19 protein-coding genes and 2 pseudogenes are annotated in these 19,168 nt (G+C 58.9%); 3 read left to right on the top strand and 18 right to left on the bottom strand.

Going from position 1 to position 19,168, the window contains the following annotated elements:
* Positions 1–34: 34 nt before the first annotated feature.
* The 6 genes from I6F20_RS31765 to nifH form a co-directional block, all read right to left on the bottom strand.
* Positions 35–1,342 (bottom strand): FAD-dependent oxidoreductase, encoded by a 1,308-nt coding sequence (locus I6F20_RS31765; RefSeq protein WP_225129544.1) that lies wholly within the window; start codon positions 1,340–1,342, stop codon positions 35–37.
* Positions 1,343–1,353: 11 nt separating this feature from the next.
* Entirely contained in the window at positions 1,354–2,466 is a 1,113-nt protein-coding gene (locus tag I6F20_RS31770) for an electron transfer flavoprotein subunit alpha/FixB family protein (protein ID WP_225129546.1), read from the bottom strand.
* A 970-nt stretch (positions 2,467–3,436) separates the two neighbouring features.
* The gene (nifW, locus tag I6F20_RS31775; RefSeq protein ID WP_225129548.1) at positions 3,437–3,778 is read right to left on the bottom strand and encodes a nitrogenase stabilizing/protective protein NifW; all 342 of its coding nucleotides are present in this window, start codon (positions 3,776–3,778) and stop codon (positions 3,437–3,439) included.
* A gap of 468 nt (positions 3,779–4,246) precedes the next feature.
* Complete coding sequence (nifV, locus tag I6F20_RS31780) at positions 4,247–5,437, bottom strand: homocitrate synthase (RefSeq protein WP_463671688.1); 1,191 nt, start codon at positions 5,435–5,437, stop codon at positions 4,247–4,249.
* Positions 5,438–5,729: 292 nt separating this feature from the next.
* Positions 5,730–6,521, bottom strand: coding sequence for a nitrogen fixation protein NifQ (locus I6F20_RS31785; RefSeq protein ID WP_225129644.1), 792 nt, complete (start codon positions 6,519–6,521; stop codon positions 5,730–5,732).
* 148 nt (positions 6,522–6,669) lie between these two features.
* Positions 6,670–7,554: a nitrogenase iron protein gene (gene nifH / locus I6F20_RS31790; RefSeq protein ID WP_027571409.1), complete on the bottom strand. Its 885-nt coding sequence runs from the start codon at positions 7,552–7,554 to the stop codon at positions 6,670–6,672.
* A 410-nt stretch (positions 7,555–7,964) separates the two neighbouring features.
* On the opposite strand from nifH, the gene I6F20_RS31795 reads away from it, so the two are divergent.
* The 3 genes and pseudogenes from I6F20_RS31795 to I6F20_RS31805 all read left to right on the top strand — a co-directional run bounded on the left by I6F20_RS31795 (position 7,965) and on the right by I6F20_RS31805 (position 9,729).
* Positions 7,965–8,123 carry a hypothetical protein gene (locus tag I6F20_RS31795; RefSeq protein WP_225129550.1) on the top strand — a complete coding sequence of 53 codons (159 nt, stop codon included), beginning with the start codon at positions 7,965–7,967 and terminating at the stop codon, positions 8,121–8,123.
* Between the two features lie 7 nt (positions 8,124–8,130).
* Positions 8,131–8,532, top strand: a pseudogene (locus tag I6F20_RS38495) (thioredoxin domain-containing protein).
* A gap of 453 nt (positions 8,533–8,985) precedes the next feature.
* Positions 8,986–9,729 carry an OmpW/AlkL family protein gene (locus tag I6F20_RS31805; protein WP_225129552.1) on the top strand — a complete coding sequence of 248 codons (744 nt, stop codon included), beginning with the start codon at positions 8,986–8,988 and terminating at the stop codon, positions 9,727–9,729.
* Positions 9,730–10,171: 442 nt separating this feature from the next.
* On the opposite strand, the gene I6F20_RS31810 is transcribed toward I6F20_RS31805, so the two are convergent.
* From I6F20_RS31810 to nifS, 12 genes and pseudogenes are all read right to left on the bottom strand, one after another.
* The gene (locus I6F20_RS31810; protein WP_225129554.1) at positions 10,172–10,519 is read right to left on the bottom strand and encodes a (2Fe-2S) ferredoxin domain-containing protein; all 348 of its coding nucleotides are present in this window, start codon (positions 10,517–10,519) and stop codon (positions 10,172–10,174) included.
* A 1,166-nt stretch (positions 10,520–11,685) separates the two neighbouring features.
* Complete coding sequence (locus I6F20_RS31815; protein WP_225129556.1) at positions 11,686–12,159, bottom strand: Rieske (2Fe-2S) protein; 474 nt, start codon at positions 12,157–12,159, stop codon at positions 11,686–11,688.
* Positions 12,156–12,377, bottom strand: coding sequence for a hypothetical protein (locus tag I6F20_RS31820; RefSeq protein WP_225129557.1), 222 nt, complete (start codon positions 12,375–12,377; stop codon positions 12,156–12,158). The genes I6F20_RS31815 and I6F20_RS31820 overlap by 4 nt, the downstream gene beginning before the upstream one ends.
* Positions 12,378–12,539: 162 nt before the next feature.
* A pseudogene (locus I6F20_RS31825) lies at positions 12,540–13,189 on the bottom strand (DegT/DnrJ/EryC1/StrS family aminotransferase).
* Positions 13,186–13,455: a DUF6129 family protein gene (locus I6F20_RS31830; protein WP_225129559.1), complete on the bottom strand. Its 270-nt coding sequence runs from the start codon at positions 13,453–13,455 to the stop codon at positions 13,186–13,188. The pseudogene I6F20_RS31825 and the gene I6F20_RS31830 overlap by 4 nt, the downstream one beginning before the upstream one ends.
* 34 nt (positions 13,456–13,489) lie before the next feature.
* On the bottom strand, positions 13,490–13,849 hold the full coding sequence (locus I6F20_RS31835; protein ID WP_225129561.1) for a DUF3024 domain-containing protein: 360 nt from the start codon (positions 13,847–13,849) through the stop codon (positions 13,490–13,492).
* Between the two features lie 14 nt (positions 13,850–13,863).
* The gene (locus tag I6F20_RS31840; protein ID WP_225129563.1) at positions 13,864–14,103 is read right to left on the bottom strand and encodes a nitrogen fixation protein NifZ; all 240 of its coding nucleotides are present in this window, start codon (positions 14,101–14,103) and stop codon (positions 13,864–13,866) included.
* Positions 14,100–14,414: a nitrogen fixation protein NifZ gene (locus tag I6F20_RS31845; protein ID WP_225129565.1), complete on the bottom strand. Its 315-nt coding sequence runs from the start codon at positions 14,412–14,414 to the stop codon at positions 14,100–14,102. Before I6F20_RS31845 ends, I6F20_RS31840 begins: the two co-directional genes overlap by 4 nt.
* A gap of 357 nt (positions 14,415–14,771) precedes the next feature.
* Positions 14,772–14,996, bottom strand: a complete 225-nt coding sequence (locus I6F20_RS31850) for a 4Fe-4S binding protein (protein WP_225129566.1) — start codon at positions 14,994–14,996, stop codon at positions 14,772–14,774.
* A 9-nt stretch (positions 14,997–15,005) separates the two neighbouring features.
* On the bottom strand, positions 15,006–16,505 hold the full coding sequence (gene nifB, locus I6F20_RS31855; protein ID WP_225129646.1) for a nitrogenase cofactor biosynthesis protein NifB: 1,500 nt from the start codon (positions 16,503–16,505) through the stop codon (positions 15,006–15,008).
* A gap of 1,205 nt (positions 16,506–17,710) precedes the next feature.
* Positions 17,711–17,935 (bottom strand): putative nitrogen fixation protein NifT, encoded by a 225-nt coding sequence (gene nifT, locus I6F20_RS31860; RefSeq protein WP_027571421.1) that lies wholly within the window; start codon positions 17,933–17,935, stop codon positions 17,711–17,713.
* Complete coding sequence (nifS, locus tag I6F20_RS31865) at positions 17,932–19,098, bottom strand: cysteine desulfurase NifS (RefSeq protein ID WP_225129568.1); 1,167 nt, start codon at positions 19,096–19,098, stop codon at positions 17,932–17,934. The genes nifT and nifS overlap by 4 nt, the downstream gene beginning before the upstream one ends.
* Between the last annotated feature and the right edge of the window lie 70 nt (positions 19,099–19,168).

The raw sequence follows: 19,168 nt of genomic DNA on the forward strand, positions 1-19,168 counted from the left end.
TGACCTTCCATTGTTAGCCTTCACGCTGTCCCGGTCAGCGCCAGGCCCGTGCAAAACGATAAGCATCGCCGAACAGACCTGTCCATGACCTCGCCTTGGCAAAGGATTTCAGGGTCGCCTTCTCCTTCTCAGCCTTGGGCGTACCATCGACGCGCACAAAGTTTTGCATCGCCTTGGAGATGAGCTGCGGATAGGTGAGAAAGAAGTTTTGTGAGTGCGTATGCATCAGGGGCGGCAAATCCTTGTACTTCTTTAGATCTTTGATGACGAAGGAGTCGTCCAGCATCTTCTTGTAGATCGCCAGATTTGTTGCACTCATCGGCTCGCCGCGCGATTTCACCAGACCTATCGCTTCGGCGGCGATACGGCCGGAAGTCATCGCGAGATTGGAGCCCTCTCGATGAATGGCATTGTTGAGTTGGGCCGCATCGCCCACGACGACCCAGCCTTCGCCATAAAGCTGCGGGATCGACTTGTACCCGCCTTCAGGAATGAGATGCGCCGAATATTCCTTGACTTCGGACCCTGCTATCAGGGGCGCCACAGAAGGATGCCTCTTGAATTGATCGAGCAGGCCGTAGGGCGTCCGGCCCGTGCGCTGGAAGTCGGCAACGAGACAACCGATGCCGAGCGAAATGCACTCTTTGTTGGCATAGATGAAACCCATCCCTGTCATGCCGTGGGAAATGGTACCGGCCGCCTCGATCACGACGCCTTCATCGCCCTTGAGATTGAAGCGCGCCTCGATAGTCTCGCGAGGCAAGAAGTGCATCTCCTTCACCGCGAGCGCAACGTTATCGGGTCTCGGCCGCGCGCGCAGGCCCGCGCGCGTCCCGAGCAGGCCATTGACCCCCTCGGCCAGCACGACGACATCGGCATGTATTTCGCCGTCTCGGCGATCTGTACGAACACCGACGATTCTTTCACGCTCGTCCCGTACAAGCTCGGTGACGGTCGTCTCGCACAGCACGGTCGCGCCAGCCTCCCGCACCTTGGAAGAGAACCATTTGTCAAACTGGGCCCGTATAATCGTATACCGGTTCGGCCGTTCCTCGTTGAAGTCGTCTGAGCGGTAATGCATGCCGACATGGGAGCGATCGTCCATCATCCAGAACCGCTGCTCGATCAGATGACGTTCGAGCGGCGCCTCCTCTCGAAACTCGGGGACCAGCTTTTCCATCATGTCGGCATAGAGGATGGCGCCCTGCACATTCTTCGATCCGGGATATTCGCCCCGCTCGAGCTGCAGCACCTTCATGCCGCGTTTGGCCATGGTCAATGCCGCCGCATTGCCGGCCATACCGGCTCCGACCACGATCGCATCGAATCTCTCTTCAATCATCATCATCTCCTCTAGGCCGTCGCGATCCGGGCGCGCGAATTCGGCAAAAGCCGGGCGCGAAATGCGGCCGTGAGCGAGGGTAGCAATTGCATGGCGTCACTGACGATCGCGAGATGGGCGAAGTCGAAGATCGGAGCGTTCTTGTCAGTATTGACGGCGACGATCAGATCCGCGCCCTCCACACCAACCCGGTGCTGGATCGCGCCGGAAATGCCGGCGGCAATATAGAGCTTTGGCCGGATGGTCTTGCCCGTCTGGCCGATTTGCCGGTCAGACGTGACCCAGCCTTTTTGCACCAGAGGACGCGAGCAGCCATATTCAGCGCCAAGCAGCGTTGCGAGCTCGCGCACCAACCGAAAGTTCTCAGGCGATCCCAGTCCCAGACCGCCCGCAACCACGACATCGGCATAGGCCAAATTGGACGTTTCTGCATCGCGGTCGGGTAGGAACGACAATATTTTTGTGACAATATCGTCTTCGATAAGACCGAGCGGATGGACGATGATACGAGCGGCATCGCGTACGACGCGCTCAGGCATCGGCATGACCCGCGGGCGGACGGTTGCCATCTGCGGACGATAATTCAAAGTATAGATTGTGCAGAGCAGCGAGCCGCCAAAGGTCGGACGCGTTGCCGCAAGCGAACCATCGGCGTCGACGTCCAGCGCGGTGCAGTCGGCAGTGAGCCCGGTCGACAGGGTCGTCGCCACGGAACCTGCGAGATCGCGACCGAGCGTCGTCGCCCCCAATAGCAGGATCTCGGGCTTGTATGTGTTGACGAGTTCGGTTAGCGCTTTTGTATAGGATTCGTTGCGGTAATCCGACAAAACATTGTCGCTCACGAGATAGGCCAGGTCGGCGCCATAGCAAAAGGCATCAAGCGCGGCGTTACGTGTGTGCTGCCCCTCCGGACCGATAACGACAGCGGCAAGATTCACTTTTAGCCTGTCGGCAAGCCTGCGCCCCGCCCCCATGAGTTCCCAGGAAACCGGATGCACCTGGCCGCGCTCCAGCTCAACAAAGACCCAAACGTGTTTGTACGCCTTAAAGTGCTCCGGCAGTTCCTTTTTTGCTGCTGCGCGGCCGGCCGCCGCCGGCATGGCCGTTCTGGTGACATTGCTCATACTCAAAATTCCCCTCAAAGATAGGCGCGCCCGCGCCACAGGTCGCTTTTTAGCTTCGTTGACTGAAGATCACTTTTGGTCAGCAGGTGGCCGGTTGCTCTGCCCCGTCAGCCTGGTCCGACCGGCCGCACAACAAGACCCGTCGTCGCGATAGACGTACCGGTCCGGCCGGATTTGGAGAGGTCTTCCACACTGGACCCTTGCGCGCCGGGTTCGACGAATGCGGCCGCGGTGATTCTGACCGGTCGCTTCCATGCCTGAGTTGGCGTGTCCGTTCGCTGCGCAATACCTGCGCCTCACTTTCGGCCCAGCGGCTCCACATTGACTGTGACGGCGAGGGCGATCCCCGCAACGCACCTGTCACGCAATCCATCCCGAGCCTCCAGCGCCGACAACCCGCATGCGCCGACCTTGGCCCTCTTCCTAACGTGCTGTCCGCCATGAGATGGATACAAATCTGAGCGGAATCGGGGGCCGATTTGATGGGGATGACGCTGTGCATACCCTCTCCAGGTGTAGCGCGAACGGGCGACTTATCCATTGACCACCATCTGACCGTCGATACGGAACTTCGATCGCGTCAAAGACCATTTCGAACGGACCTGCGCGATCGTAGGCCACGAGATGATGCCGCAGCGCTCGGCAGGCAGTAAAAGCAGCATCATGGGTCTCCTTCAATCTCATCTCGGACGACTAGCATCTGTCGGCAGCGATGATCATACCGGCAGGACAACAGCAAGTGTCGTACCAGTTGCAAAAACCCTTGAAAGTCAGTCGAAAGTAATGGTTTGGGAGACACTTGAAATAGCCGCTGATACCGTGGACACGACCAGTCCAGACATGGGTCGGGAATACGACAGGCGCCGCTCGGGTCGTGGTTGCAGAGAGTTGACCCGGATAAGGACGAAGGCTGCACATCGGGTTGCCATGGCGCCCCGCCGGCAAACCTTGCTTGCAGTGGACCGCGAGATCACTTCAGCTCGCTCAACGGGACAAAGGCAGCGGCCTTCTTAGGGTCTGCGACGGCATCCTTCAAAACCTTGAACACTCGCTGGTCGATCGGTGACGATGCCACGAAATCGGCATAGGCCTGCTCCAGCATCGCCTTGCACCGAGCTCTGATTTCCGGCTCGGCGGCACCAGCAAATTGCTCTTTGGCAAGATACTGTCCCATGCGCTTTAAGATGTGAAGGCGCGCGACATTCACGATCTTAGGGTCGTAATCGACGCCTAGCAGCGAAAAAAAATCCTCTGCCGACGAGGCCTTGCTGAGCCGAACCAGGATACCGGCTGCCGGGGATGAGTTGATCATCGAAACTTCTCCTTCAGATTAGCTCTGGACGGTCAATGAGATGGGGTTGCGCCTGTTGACTGCTGCCGTCCTGCCTCGCACAGCTGATGCGCACGCCACAACCCGGAAAGCGGTGCTCTCAACTTCGCTGCCCAGATCGGCGGGTCCGCCGGTGACGAAGCCAGTCCCGATGAAGATCCGGGATCAATGGCCAAACCACGATCTAGGTTGACGCTCGTCAGGACGGTCGTCGGACCGGAAATCAGCCGCGCGAGAAGATGCCGATTGGCAGTCCGGGGACGGCTCGTCATTGTGTAGGAGATCACAGCATGTATGGCGGAACGGGAACTAAGATTTGGAGGTGAGATCGCGCCAGGGATCTGACGTGCGAAAGCTGGGCGCCGCTTGCGCCATCAGCGACATGGGACACTGTCCTTGCGGCGCGTCGGTTTGCGAAGGGTCGACGCAAACGTTGCTGGGCACGGCTTTTCACGCGGGCTGGGTTGCCAAGCATCCGCACACGTCGCGCCAGATCGCCGCCACGGTTTCGCGCTCGACTGGCAGCTTGTGCTCGATCGCATACTTGCGGACTTGCGACAGGATCTGCCTGGCTTGATCGTCGCTGGCGACGAGCTGCAGTTCATCGAGTAACGCGGTGATCGCCGCAAGTCCGGAATGCTTGCCGAACACAAAGCGGTTGCAGCGGCCAAGCAAAACGGGATCAAGCGATTGATAGGTGCGTCGATCCTTCAAAAGGCCAGCGACATGAATGCCGGATTCGTGCGTAAATACATGCTGTCCGACGATCGCCTTGTTCATAGGAATCGCACGTGCGGCCGCGGCTGCTACCACCGTGGCGACGTTCTCGAGCTCCCGGAGTATGATGCCGGTCTCGCGCCCGTAGAGCTGCTTGAGTGCGACCGCGATTTCCTCGAGCGGTGCATTTCCGGCCCGCTCGCCCAGCCCGATGACGGTCACTGAGGCGTGGCTCGCGCCAGCCCTGATGGCGGAGAGCGTGTTCGCGGTTGCGAGTCCTAAATCATCGTGACCGTGAAATTCGAGTTCGAGATCGGTTGTCGCACGCAAATTTCCGACCAGCGCGTAGGTCGCGTCGGGATCGAGCACACTGAGCGTATCTGCAATACGAAAACGACGCGCGCCCGCGGCTTCTGCAGTCGCCATCAGCCTGATGAGAAAATCAATGTCGGCGCGGGAGGAGTCCTCACCACCGACGGCGACCTCAAGTCCGCGCTCACAGGCATAGCCTACCACTCGCTTCACCCGTTCTAGCGCCAGGTCGCGATGACCACCTAGCTTGGCCGCGATCTGAACATCGGAGGTCGGGATCGAGATATTGATCATGGACACCTTTGCTTCGATCGCCGCGTCGACGTCAGATTCCCGCATCCGGCACCAGCCTATGGTGGTCAGCGGAAGATCTGCTTCGACAATGGCGCGGATGGCGGCGATCTCCTCGTTGCCCATCGCCGGCGTTCCCGCTTCGATCTCCGTGACTCCGGCCCGCGCCAGCGCCTGCGCGATCGCCAGCTTTTCCTCTGTGGTGAACGCAACGCCAGGTGCCTGCTCGCCGTCGCGCAATGTCGTGTCGTTGAGCACGGTAGGCTTGGCGCGCACCTGGTCGGACCAGGACGATTTGGCGGCGGTGCTGGCGGCAATCACGCGAGAGCTCCTCATTGTTTGACCTACCTACGCTTCAGCAACCAGCATGCCAGCCTGCCATCCCGTCCAACCCATTGACGAATGACCCCTTCCGTCCTCGACCTTCTTGAGCAAATGAATTGTCGCAAATGCGACAGGTCATGAAGCGGACGCCTTGCCTGTTGCTACGCCGAGTTCGAACGTTAGCAATTGCGGCTCGCCAGGATGTGAGAATTGTCGCGGTCCACTTGGGCCCGCCGCCGCCTTGGACACATGGTCACTCGCTCACATCGAAGCGGCGTCGGCCGCGCCCTCAACCTCCCGCGCGACTTACCAAATCCGGCGAGGCTTTCTCGGATGACGGGGCGATAGCGGACGCTCCTGGCAGTTCAGATGGACAGTCTCCGGCAACGACCGGCCGAGCCGCCCGGAACAGAAGATCGCGCCGGCGCTCGGCCATCCGGCTCTCACCGCTTTCTTCGCCGAAGCACAGGTTGAAGTCGTCACATTGCTTGCACACAGGTGTTGTGCACATCACGAGCCCTTCATTCTCGCAAAGCATGCGGTAGAAGAAACGCTTCCAGCGCATATTGTTGACATTGCGCGCGGCGAGCGGCGCGAAATGGCGGCTCAGCAGCCGAGAGAGCTCGCCACGATTGCGCAAGCCGAGCGCTTCCCACAGGTGGTCTGGCTCAATGGCACGGCGCGCGATCATCGCAGCCAGCCAGCGGCCGATATCCCCTTCCGTCGAGCGTTGCTCGAGCAAGAGATCGCGCAACATTGCGATCTCGTCGTCCTCTTCGCACTCGAAATCCGAGAGCTGCTCCGCGAGCTTGATCTCAAGCGAGGGAAAGTACTGCTCCAGCAAGGCCACCAGTTCAAGGCCGGACAGGCCAGCCTTCTCGGGAAGAGAGCCACCATCCATTGTGGCAGCCGCCAGGATAGACGCCAGGACATGGCGATCGAGATCGCTGTCAATGGTAATATCGGCATCTGTAGGAGGCACACCGGTGAGCATGCGATAGGTTGCAATTCCCCTGTGCATCTGGCTGTTGATATCAACGGCACAAGCAGCCGGCGACGGAAGGAAGTGCGCTTCGAACATAATTTTGCGGGTTTCCACAATGGTCAGGTTTGCGTGCCGCATCCTGGTTTTGATCAGGGTCGATCGTCAGAATGCCGGCCTCCCGGGATGGGCGGTGAGGGAGACCGGCATCCGTCGCGCGCCTTTACAAGGCCGCGACTCGCGACCTTTACGAGGCCGCGAGTTCGGCGGCGGTCTTGCCGATGATGGATTCATCCACGGGCTTCATGATGCCATGCTCCATCAGCATGTCCTCGAGCTCGTCCATGGAGATTGGGGTCGGGATGATGCCTTTGCCGCCATTGTTATGAACCTTGGTCGCAAGATTGCGATAGTGATCGGCCTGCTTGGAATCGGGTGCATATTCAAGCACCGTCATGCGGCGTAACTCGGCATGCTGCACCACGTTGTCGCGTGGCACGAAGTAGATCAGCTGAGTGCCTAGCTTCTTGGCCAACGCTTCCGCCAGTTCCAGCTCCTTGTCGGTCTGCCGCTCGTTGCAGATCAGACCGCCCAGCCGCACGCCGCCAGAGTTCGCGTATTTCAGGATGCCTTTGGAAATGTTGTTCGCAGCATACATCGCCATCATCTCACCGGACATCACGATATAGATTTCCTGCGCCTTGTTCTCGCGGATTGGCATCGCAAAACCACCGCAAACGACGTCGCCGAGCACGTCGTATGAGACATAGTCAATGTTCTCGTAGGCTCCGTTCTCCTCCAGGAAATTGATCGAGGTGATGACGCCGCGGCCGGCGCAGCCGACACCCGGCTCAGGACCACCGGACTCCACGCAGCGAATGTCCTTGTAGCCGACCTTCATTACGTCCTCGAGCTCGAGGTCCTCAACGCTGCCGGCGCTCGCTGCAAGGCTCAAAATCGTGTCTTGCGCCTTGGCGTGCAGAATCAAGCGGGTCGAGTCCGCTTTCGGATCGCACCCTACAATCAGAATTTTCTGACCCATCTCGGCCAGCGCCGCCAGCGTGTTCTGCGAAGTGGTCGACTTGCCGATGCCGCCCTTCCCGTAGAACGCGATTTGTCTCAGTGAAGACATGTTGCTCTCCATCAACCGATTTGCCAAAAGTTGCGCGCTTCTTGCGCGCGAGCTTGTTTCTCTCTCAGAAACGGGGGCACACGGGTTCGAGGGAAGGAGCGCATCGCTCGTGTTACGCGTCGGCGTGCACTCAGCCCTCACTCAGTGTTGCTGTCGCTTATTAGCAACCGCCGTGCCAACGCTTGACCGCGCTCCTTAAGCTTCTGATTACGTTTCTAAAAAACACCAGCCGGTGAGTGAGGCCTTGGCTATTTTGGATCTGACAGGATCTGCGCGACTGTCAGAAAACTAACAACGACCACAACAATCTACGCGAAAAGCCGATTTGGCGAGACCTGTTCCGATGCCTTCTGGTGTGGAACGGCACTTTGTCCTCTTCTCGCAAGCCGGGCGATCCTAGGACAGTGAATATGCCGGTCGGGCTCGAAACCTGGCGGACCAGCCGCGAGTGTTGCAAATACGGTACGGCGCTTGATGCGCTGACATTGGAGATGATCGGCAAGAAATTCGAATGGGCTCCCGAAAGCAGCCGCGCCATGCCAATCGTTCAGCTCAGCGCGCCTACATAGGTATGTCGTGGCGACAATCATCTTTTATCAGAAGCCCGGCTGCGCCACTAACGCGCGTCAGATTCAAGCTGAAGTCCGACGTGATCGCCCGAGACATCTTGAAAGATTCATGGGATGCGGAGAAATTGCGCGGCTTCTTCGGCAATGTGCCGGTCAAAGCCTGGTTCAACCGAGCTGCCCCCCGTATCAAGTCAGGCGAAGTCAATCCGATACTATCGACCCGGCAAGCGCGCTCGCATTGATGATAGTCGATCCGCTCCTGATACGACGACCGCTGATCGACGTAGACGGGGCACGATGTGCCGGACTCGATCATGAGCCCGTGCTGTCCCTGCTTGGCGGCAACACGCAAGATGATCTCGGCGGATGCTTGCACGAAGCAAACCGTACGCGTTGTCCGCAGACGTGAGAAACGGGCGGAGGGTACCCACCGCTATCAAGCGAGGCAGAGATGCCGTTTCCCACTTCCGGCTTCCTTCACCGGTAGTAAGCGACGGGACCTTCCCTGAGACGCTCGCACGAGTGACTGCTCCGTAAGGGGCATCGCCTCTATTGCGCTCGAATGCCGCGCTTCTCGCCTGTGTAGTGTGTGAGAGGCCGCCGCAGTTGCCGCCTTTATCGCGCATGACCTCCGCGGCACGGATTGGATCACAGCACCAAGGCGAGAAGCGGTTTCTTGAAGACATTCTGCTCTATTCAATTGAATAACGATCAGAACAGATCACAACGCTTCGCGGCCGTGATCCTTATGCAACTTAGCGGCATAATTGCGCTATGGCCGCTCCCATTTGATCGGTATCAAATCCTCCGCCATTCCCCAGTGTCACAGAGATCTCGCGCGGCTCTTCGCGCCGATTTTGGAATGGAGAATTCGATGAGAACAAGGACAGTTCTGACGAGGGCATCGCTCCTCGCGCTCGCGACCTCGTTGGCCAGCATCTCGGTACAGGCTGCGGATCTGGGTCGGACGCCGGTCTACTATAAAGCGCCTCCGATCGAACCCTTCAATCCATGGATGATCCGCCTGCGCGTGCTTGGCGTTTTGCCGGATACCGCAGGCAGCTCGGTCAGCATCGCCGGGGCCCCCTCGCTGTCCTCACCAAGTTCTGGCCTTTCGATCAGCGATCAAGCCGTACCCGAGCTCGACATCACCTATTTCTTCACAAAAAACGTTGCCGCCGAACTCATTCTCGGCGTGACCAGCCATCACATCAGCGGCAATGGCGCGCTCACTGGCCTCGATATCGGCAAAGCCTGGCTGTTGCCGCCAACACTGACCCTGCAATATCACTTCACCGAATTCGGCGCGCTCAAACCCTATATCGGTGCGGGCATCAACTACACCGCATTCTTCAACCAATCGGCAGCCAATACGTCGCCCGCCGGTCTTGCGGTGACGGATTTGCACATCAGCAACCAATTCGGCGCGGCGGTCCAATTCGGCTTCGATTACATGCTTGATCGTCACTGGGGCCTCAACTTTGACGTGAAGAAGCTGTGGCTGCGGCCGGAGTACTCCGCGACCGTAAACAATGCGATTGCCGTCACCGGGCGCGCCAATATCGATCCATGGCTCGTCAGCGGCGGCGTCACTTACAGGTTCTGACGCTAGAACAGGAGCAGAATGGGGAATCCGTTTGATCATTCCGGACGTACGAGCTCATCGAGCGCGTCCCCTAACCTCACCGCTGTGCAAGCAGGGAGCGAGATGACGCGTCAAGGACGCGTCATCTCACGAGAAGCGGGGAGCCATTCGCAGCATTGCTCTCGCTGTAAGCTACGGATCGCGCGGCATGGAGTGACGGTACACAAACAGATCGACCCAGCATGTGTTCATATTCTTGTTCGCGTTGCAAAAGGCGCCATTTGCCGATCGGCCCGGAGAAAAAAGGCAACACCCGCGCCGAGGTCAATGACCTGCTGTTCGCAGACCCAGAGCGTGAGGCCTCCGCTCAACCTCAGACGATCCTAGCTCCGGGCGGCCAGCTCATGGACTGACAAGCCGTCCATGCTTGCTAGCCCGGGCACGTGGCCGCTGGGCGAAGCCTCTAGCTTCGCTTTAGCACCATCACAAGGCGGTCGACACGTTTGCCCTGCTTGAGGTGGGAGTTTACGATTTCGTCAACGTCCTCAGGCGTGGTCGCGCGATACCACACTCCATCGGGATAGACTACCATCAAGGGACCAGCGTTACAAAAGCCAAGGCAGCCTGCCATCGTGAAGCCAATATCGTTGAGGCCTTGCGCTTCGACCGCCTTGCTCATTCGATCCCACAGGGCTTGCGCGCCAAAGGCGCCACAGCTGCCGTGCGGATGAGTTGGCGGACGCTGCATGTTGCAGGCAAAGACATGATGCCTATAAAGTTGAGGAAGTTCGAATTCGGCTTCTGAGTTCATGCGCCTGTCCTGTGATCAATGGGCTTCATCTGAAAAGATGACAAGGTGCGAGCACGTCGCTCCCACAATCTCTTACGATTAAACGCTGCATCGAAGACTTTGATGCTACTGATTCCCACTCGCGCTTGCCAATGCTGGCGAAATGAGCGGGTGCCATAGTGGTTGTCATCGCTGAAGATCAGCGATAGACACCTTCGCGTCCGGATCAGCCTCTTTGATCAATTCCAACCTCTTCTGCCATCATCGCGACCTTTTTACTCCCGCATCACTTGCTCATCATTCAACTTCTCCAAAGCAAGTTGCACACCAGATGCGTAACGTTCGTTTGTCCAACGATCCCTTCCTTTTCGCGGCGCGACTCACAATTATTGCGCAGGTTGCGACAACGTCGTTCGCTTCTGTTTCGGACACGACAAAACTCGCATAGCATTTGACCTCCCGCCTCGGCCTGCTGCTGTGTTCCGTCGCTGCCGATCTATCGTTTGCTCAACAGATAGCGCCTGTCGCAAGAGCCCAACGAGACAGCGATGATTGCTGAGCCACCTTTGAGGCTGCAGACCAAGCCGGCCGCAATCCCGATTGGCAGGAACGTTAAACCGGCAACGCAGCGGCCCGCAGGCTTCCCACGATACACGTCAAGACGCGCTTGCAGCGGCAAATTTGCGACGAACAACGAGCACCTGCTCACATGCATTTGCTCCTAACGGGTCCTAGCTGACATCCGCTAAGGGCCTCGCACGAACGGAGTGGCATGGCAGTTGCAGCGCAGGCAATAACGCCAGCTGCGTCCGCCGGCCAAAGAGTTTTGACACAGGATCGTCATTCCTCCTCCCCAAACGGTCCTGTCAGTCTGGGCCCCACATTCTCCCAGCCCAGACGATGCCCTCGGCGAACTTCCAGCCGCCGGGGGCATTTCCCTCTCCAACATATCGCCTGCAGTAGGAAGCATGTCCTGCCTGCCCGCTCGATTTGGCGAGCTAGTGCAAGGGCAGCTTCTTGGTGCGACGGAGGTCGCGGAGTGGCAGGGCTGCAATCCGCGCAAGGTGCCCGTTTTGTCTCACAAATCAACAGCCGTGACACGCATCTGCCAACGCTCACGAGTACGACGGCTTCATCCGACGGCAAGGCGCCTCAAGCAGCTTGAGCATAACAAAGCGATAGGCCCGTTAGTCCGGATGGATCGTGATATCCATGGTTTCGTCGCTGTCCGCGAACGGGTCGGCAGACCGATCGTCCTCCAGCAGCCTGACGCCGCACAGGCAGACGTCACCTTCGATCACGGCGAGCGGTACCGGCTCAAGCGATTGTCCATCGCAGGGGCCGTCGATGCACATCCCAGTGTCGATCTCGAATCTTGCGCCGTGCCGGCCGCATCTGAGAAAGGAACGGTCTGACGAGAAAAACGCACCGGTGCCGATGTTAAGCCAGACGCTCTCATGCGGACAACGATTGACGTAACCAAAATAGTCGTTGCCGAAGGTGCGCACCACAATAATTGGAAACGGGCGGCTCTCGCCCCTATCATCGATCCGCGACAGGCTGAAGCCCATGGCCCCACTCCGCTCGAGGGCATCGGCCGGGCAGACGGCAAAAACCTCCGTCTTATCGCTCATCAGGTCGCCGATTATCGGTTCGCTCATCCCGGCCTCGCAGTTTCCTGCTTGAAGGCTTCGATCGCAGTCCGGCTCAGCCGAAAAATCCCGCGGCCACGAGCGAGCGGCCGATAAGCCGAGCTGGCACGGGCGTTCAGGACATCAAACCATTGGATCGGCGTGAGCTTCGCCGGACGCTCACTGATCTGGATCACCCTCCCGTCCGGACCGAAGCGGACGTGGATGATGACTTCTTGCGAGCTCATACCGATCCCCTGTTTTGGCAACTCTAAGGATCCCGACCGTACACCGACGATCTCGACTCGGGCACCTTGGCGCGTGGGGGCTCAAGCCGCGCCTTAGACGCCGCGCCTTTTGTACTATCGAGCAGGTATTCTTCACCCGCTTGGAGCATTTCTCGCGCGGACTTAACACGAGTGCGTGCCTCCAACCGCACGGCGTGCTCCCGCATTTGTGTGGATCACGATCCGCACCAGGCAACGCTGCCACAAGCGACGTATGCTCAATCCGTCCTTGTAGCTCGATCCAATCGCCTCGGTGTAATCCTCCAAAAGCAGCAGCTGATGGCGCTGCGCGACCGCACGCAGTTCCGACCACGGCGCGGGATGACCGTTAGGATTGCCGGCGACAATCGCCCGCGTGTTGGCCGTGATGCGCTCTTGGCCTTCGCTGGGACTAATGCTCCCGACCAATAATCGACATCTGCAAATACCACTCGTGCGCCCGCGAGACTGGTGGCATGCGCGGTTTCGCGAAAGGAGTAGGGCGAGGCGAAAACCTCCTGCCCCGGGCCGATGCCGAGCGCCTTCAGCGCAAGCAGGAGCCCGATGGTACCACTCGAGACCGCATCAACATATTTGCGACCAAGATAGGCGGCGAAAGCGTGCTCAAACGCCTCAGTGATCCGCCCGTTGGAAATTTGCGGCGAACACAGCAGCGTCTCCACGGCAGAGAGCTCAGAGAAGGTGATATCGGAATCGAACAGTGGAATGAATGATGTATTCTCCTCCACAGTGTGCGCACCATCAAGCCGATACTCTGCTAGTTCAGTGCTCACCGCCGCACATTCCTTTTGGCCAATACGATGCCGGTCGCCCGCGTCGGATCGGCCGTAATCTGCACGCAGTGATCTGATCCATCGATCAGATGAAGGTCGAAACGCGGAAACTGCCGGAACGGCTGATCCGCCACATCCGACGCATCACAGCGCACCCAAGCAAGCTGTGGAAAGCGGTGCCGCAGCTCGACAAACGGACCCATCTCGGCGCGATCGGCTGCAAGCAGCCGCTCGATTTCGATCAATTCCTCCGCGGTGAGCGCCATCGTGGCTCCTCTATGACTCGTCAAAGGCGCGGCGTCATTGCCAGAACAGACGCTCCGGATCCGCATTCAATTCGTCGATTGCAGAAGTCAACCGATGGTAAAGGCTGTAAAATTCCCAGGTTCCTCGCGCGTGGTTCTTGCGAAACAGCTTCCAGATCCCGCTCACGGCATCATAATGAATCAGTGCGACATCGATGAGAGCGCCATCCTTGTCGATGTTGCGCGAGCAACAGGGGCTCTCGACGAGGTAGCCGCCCCTCACCGGCGTCACGTTCGGCGAGACGTAGAGATAACGCTTGCGCGAGCTCAAGCCGCGCTCGATCCGTTTGCGATCGAGTTCGTTGGGGTGAGGCACCAGCCCGGCCTTTACCGTTCTCATCAGCGCGGCATTCATCGCGAAGCCTCCATTCAAAGCACTGTGATTTCTTCTTCAAGACAGCCGATGAGCATCTGCTCACCAAAATCGACAATATAGATCGGCACGTTCGCTTCGGTATGGATCGCGACGTTGATGATCTCGCCGGTCGCTCCGGCCGCGAGCAAGACTCCCTCGGGCTCCATGTCGGGATATGAGTGGTCGTTGATGAGGTCGACTGCGGTTTTGACCCGCTGGCCCCGCTGATATTTCGGAACGCCGGGCTGAGTCATGACTCCTCCGGGAATGGCAGATCATCGATCTCCTCGCACGTGTCCACCGGCTCTAGCTCCTTGCGCTTCATGCCAACGCGGTAGCCGCTTTCCAAAAACTCAACGCCGTAGATGTAGAATTGCTGCAGGAACGTGCCGATCGAGACGACATAACCGACCTCCCCCTTCTTGACTAAGACGTCGCCAATCTCCTTGCCGCGATAGGTGCCATCATTGCGGATGGTGCGATTGGCTCGCAGCTTTTGGCCAAAGCTGAAGACGGGCGGGTCGCTGAGCTCGACGACGTCGCTGTCGCGAACAATGCTGTTCATGTACCGCTCCTCATGCATCGCTCCCTCTAGAGATGTAGGAAGCTGCCTCGCCCACGGCAGGCGAGATCCTGCATCACTTCATACTCGCGCGGCGTGGTCAGTCTCATCGACGACAGCAGCGCTGGGTAGGAAGGCCGCTCTCGGAATCGCGAAACGCCTTGGACCGCCGCGCAGAATGAAATGCCCGCCAGGGCCGTGCTGCCGACCAGCAACAGCACGATCGCAGGGCAAGCCAGCGCAGTCGTCGTCCGTGATGGAGGACCGAACGTCGGCGTCCGCGCCGCCGCCAACGCGCAGCACGAAGCTTGCGACGTTTTCAGCACCCGCTCTTGGCGTGCCGTTCATGGGGTTCACACTTTAGACTGGCGCCTGGTAGCGAGGAAAGGACGTGTCAACCACACAGGTATTGTCGACCGGACAGGCGGCGACGCATTGCGGCTCGTCGAAATAGCCAACACATTCAGTGCATTTCGCCGCTTCAATGACAAAGCTGCCCCCCTTCTCCGAGATAGCAACGTTCGGGCATAAGGGTTCGCAGGCTGAACAGCTCGTACACTGCGAGGCGATGATCTTGAATGGCATATATCCCCCTTAGCCTGCGGAGAAAAGAGATCCTTGCGGGATCGCGGCGTCGCCGCGCTGCGCGTGCTGGATCTCCCCGCGTTTCACCTTATCCAGATAGGATCTGAACCAGGCGATCGCCGACTTCTCAATGAACTCATGGGCATATTGATCGACCGGCTCGATCCCTGCCTTGATCAGATTGCTTTTCGGGCAGCCGCCTATCTTGGAGACGAAGACCGCATGGCAGTCATGGATGCCACGCATGATGGCGGAAAGCCTGTCCTCCTCGCCATAACCGCCCTGGCAGTAAACGTCCACGCGGCGGTGGCCGACGAATTTGGCGCCGGATGTAGAAAGTTCGTAGACCTGGAATTCCTTTGCATGCCCAAAGTGCTCGTTGATCACCCCCGAGCCCTTGGTTGCGACGGCCACTAGAAGAGTGATCGCGCTCATCTCCCCGGCAAATTTCGCAAGCTCCTTTTGGGCGACCGCGACTCTGGCGGCACGCTCATGCTCTACCCTGCCCTGATATGCCTTGCGCATCTCTAGGTCATATTCGACGTCCATTTTCATGACCTGATCGGTGGTGAACTCTGCGCTGCGGTCCTGCCCGAGCAGACCGACCGCATCGGCCCGGCACTGGCGACAATGGCGCATAATTTTTATCTCTCCTTCACAAGCATCTTGCAGCGCCTTCAATTCTTGCGCCGTCGGTCCGCGCTGACCGTTGAGGCCAAATACTGTGCCGTGTTCGGGCGCGGAGATCAGCGGCATGATATTGTGAAGGAAGGCACCGCGCGACTTCACCGCCTTGTTGACCTCGATCAGGTGGTCGTCGTTGATGTTTGGGATCATCACCGAGTTGACCTTGCACAGGATACCTCGTTCGCTAAGCATCTCGAGACCTTGCAGTTGGCGATCGGTGAGTATTCTTGCCGCGTCAATACCCGTGTATCGCTTGTGGTTGAAGAAGATCCACGGATAAATCTTGGCTCCGATTTCGGGATCAACCATGTTGATGGTGATGGTGACGTGGTCAACCTTGGACTTGACGATGGTATCAACATAGTCCGGCAGTGCGAGTCCGTTCGTTGACAGACACAGTTTGATTTCGGGAGCGGCCTTGGCGACCAGCTCGAACGTCTTGAACGTCTTTGCTGGATTGGCCAGAGCATCGCCCGGTCCAGCGATGCCAAGCACCGTCATCTGCGGAATGCTGGTCGCGACCGCGAGCACTTTTCTGACCGCCTGCTCAGGCGTGAGCTTCTCGCTCACCACACCCGGACGCGATTCATTGGCGCAGTCGTATTTTCGGTTGCAGTAATTGCACTGGAGGTTGCAGGCAGGCGCGACCGCGACATGCATACGGGCGTAATGATGATGCGCTTCTTCGCTGTAGCAGGGATGGTTCTTGACCTTTTCCCAGATTTCGGTCGGCAGATCGCCTTGGCCTGCGTGCGAGCCGCAGCTCGCCTGTCCGGTCTTGGCCGAAGCGCGGCAGCGCTTATGCTCGGGGGCGGGCTGCATCATCTTGCCGCTATCCACTGCAGCTTTGACATACTTTCCGCGTTCATTTTCATTTTTCCCTGCTGGCATCATCGCCCCCCAGGACGATCAAAGAAGCTGGATAGCAACTTGCATGCCATGGCGCAGACGATGAAATTGCAGCCATACGCCAAGGAGTTAGCGGAAACCATCGTCGCTGGCGCACGAAAGAAGAGCAATGATGCGCTTGTTGACGATGCGACAGATACGTCGTCATTCTCACGCAGAGCTCCACGGCTTGCGCATGCTCGCGCTAAGCTCGCCGGAACCGGCTCCATCTGAACGGGTTTTCTCGCGTTGCGGCTCCCACGATAGGAGCTGGGGGATCCGGGCTTCATAAGGCCACTAATGGGTGAGCAGTATCTCAACCGTGCAAGGGAACCCAATCGCAAGCGGTGTCAGGCGTTGCTCGAGTAGAAAGCGGAGCTCGTTGCGAGAGAGCGCGTCCCCATCAACGATGGCATAGTGGGTGCTGGCCGAGCGCTTGATGATCTACCGCCGCATAGCTACGCAACAGCTGTTCGTTGAAGCGACAGCCGATCAAGAGAAAGGTCTGTTCGCCTTTCCTTGATGGATGTCCGGAACTGGCGTCTGAATGTCGATTTCGGTCAACGCCTGACGTAGTCCGCGTCGGAGATAAGGAAGGTGTTGGCCGGCTGCACGCTGCCATGCGACTTGTACAGCACCCCCGTCGCCCAGCTGACGGCCACCGCACTGCCGACCTCTCGGCAAGCGAATCGTAAAGGCGATACCAGCGATTTTCGCCAATGCCGACGCGGGTGATACCCTGCACTTCGACCCATCCATCGCGCTTATCCAGCGCCGGGCGCCTGGCGGCATCATACCAGATGTCGACTATGACTCGCAGCGACAGGGACGCAAGATGATGGCGCGACCGCGTCGGCTGAACTGGCCGAGCGAAAGCCCGCGCCATCAATGCCGTCACGGCGGACCGATCTTTGCTGATCTCGACTTGTCGCGCCGACGCCAACGCATTGCCCCTAGCCGGCCGCGGCAGCGGAACCTCGCTCGAAGAAGCCGGGCAACGCCTCTGGCGTGGTCGACATATCGGATCTGCACAATTCGGCGAGGCCAGGACCGAGATGGGGAACAATGCTCGCGGCCCTCGTCCACGAGCGTGGCTTTTGCATCGGCCGCATCGACAAAGTCGATCTTCGGGGGCGCCTTCAGGGATCGTCCCCGTTCTCGCCCCGTTTTTTAGCGTTGATTGTGATCGGTAGCCGTGTGTCGCTCGCCATCTCGGGCAAATCGAGCACCCAGCCATTAGCTACTTTGATCCAGCCGCCCCATAGCGTCTCGTGCTCGGATTCCACGATTGGCTCTTCGAGATCCTTTTTTGGCACGTATATCGACAGGCCCGCGTCCGGAGACCGGCGGATCATGATTTTCACGTGGTCAACTCCTTGGCTGTGACGCAGGAGGTGGCGCGCAGGCGAGCCACGATGTCGGACACTGCGCACACGACCTCATCGACCTCCGCGAACGAGGTTTCACGTGACAGAGAAAAGCGCACCGCGCCGCGCATCCGCCACGCCGGCACCTGCATGGCACGCAGAACATGCGAAGGCTGCATTGAGCCGGAGTTGCAGGCTGATCCGAGCGACACGGCAATACCGGCCCGATTGAGATGGTGGGCGATGGCTTCGCCTTCGAGATGATCGAAGGCAATAGTGGCCGTGTTCGCTAACCGATTGCTGATATCGCCGAGCGCAACGCACTCGCCATTGTGCAAAATTCCCTGCTCTAGGCGGTCGCGCAACGCGCCAATGCGAACGCGCTCCGGTTCGAGCCGCTCCGCCGCGAGCTCGGCAGCCTTTCCCAGGCCGACGATGCCGGGAATATTCTCAGTCCCGCCGCGGCGTCCTCGTTCCTGTGATCCGCCGCAGATCAGCGGCCGGAATTTTGTCCCTTTGCGCAAATATAGCGCGCCGATTCCCTTGGGGCCGTGCAGTTTGTGCGCGGATAGCGACAGCATGTCGATCGCACTGTCCTTTAGGTTTACGCGCACCTTACCGATGGACTGGACTGCATCGGTGTGAAACAGCGCGCCCGCCTCACGGGTCAACCCGGCCAGAAACTCCACAGGGAATATCGTTCCGGTCTCGTTGTTGGCCCACATAACCGAGGCGATCGCTGTGCGTGGCCCGAGCGCGCAGCGAAACGCCTCGATATCGAGCCGGCCGCGGGAATCTACGGGTACGATGTGCGTCTTGACTCCTCTTGCCGCCAATTGCTTGGTTAACGCAAGAACGGCGGAGTGCTCTACCGAGGTGGTGACAATCTCGTCTCGGTCTTCCTGCGTCGCAAGCGCAGAGAGGATCGCGGCATTATTCGCCTCGGTCCCTCCCGAAGTGAAAACGATTTCTTGATCGTATGCGTTCCCTAACAGGCCCCGCAAGCTATGCCGGGCCTGCCTCACAGCGACCGCGACCTCGTCGCCAAAGGCATGCGTCGACGAGGCATTGCCGAATTGCTCGGTGAAGAACGGCAACATGGCTTGTACAACGGATGGATCGGTCCGGGTCGTTGCATTGTTATCGAGGTAGATCGGCATTCTATTCCTCGCTCATCCATTGCCTCGCCTGCAGCAGCAACGGGGACCAGATTCAATTCGCCGAATTGAT

Origin of the sequence: Bradyrhizobium sp. IC3123, assembly GCF_020193625.1 — a bacterium.
Lineage (GTDB): Bacteria > Pseudomonadota > Alphaproteobacteria > Rhizobiales > Xanthobacteraceae > Bradyrhizobium > Bradyrhizobium yuanmingense.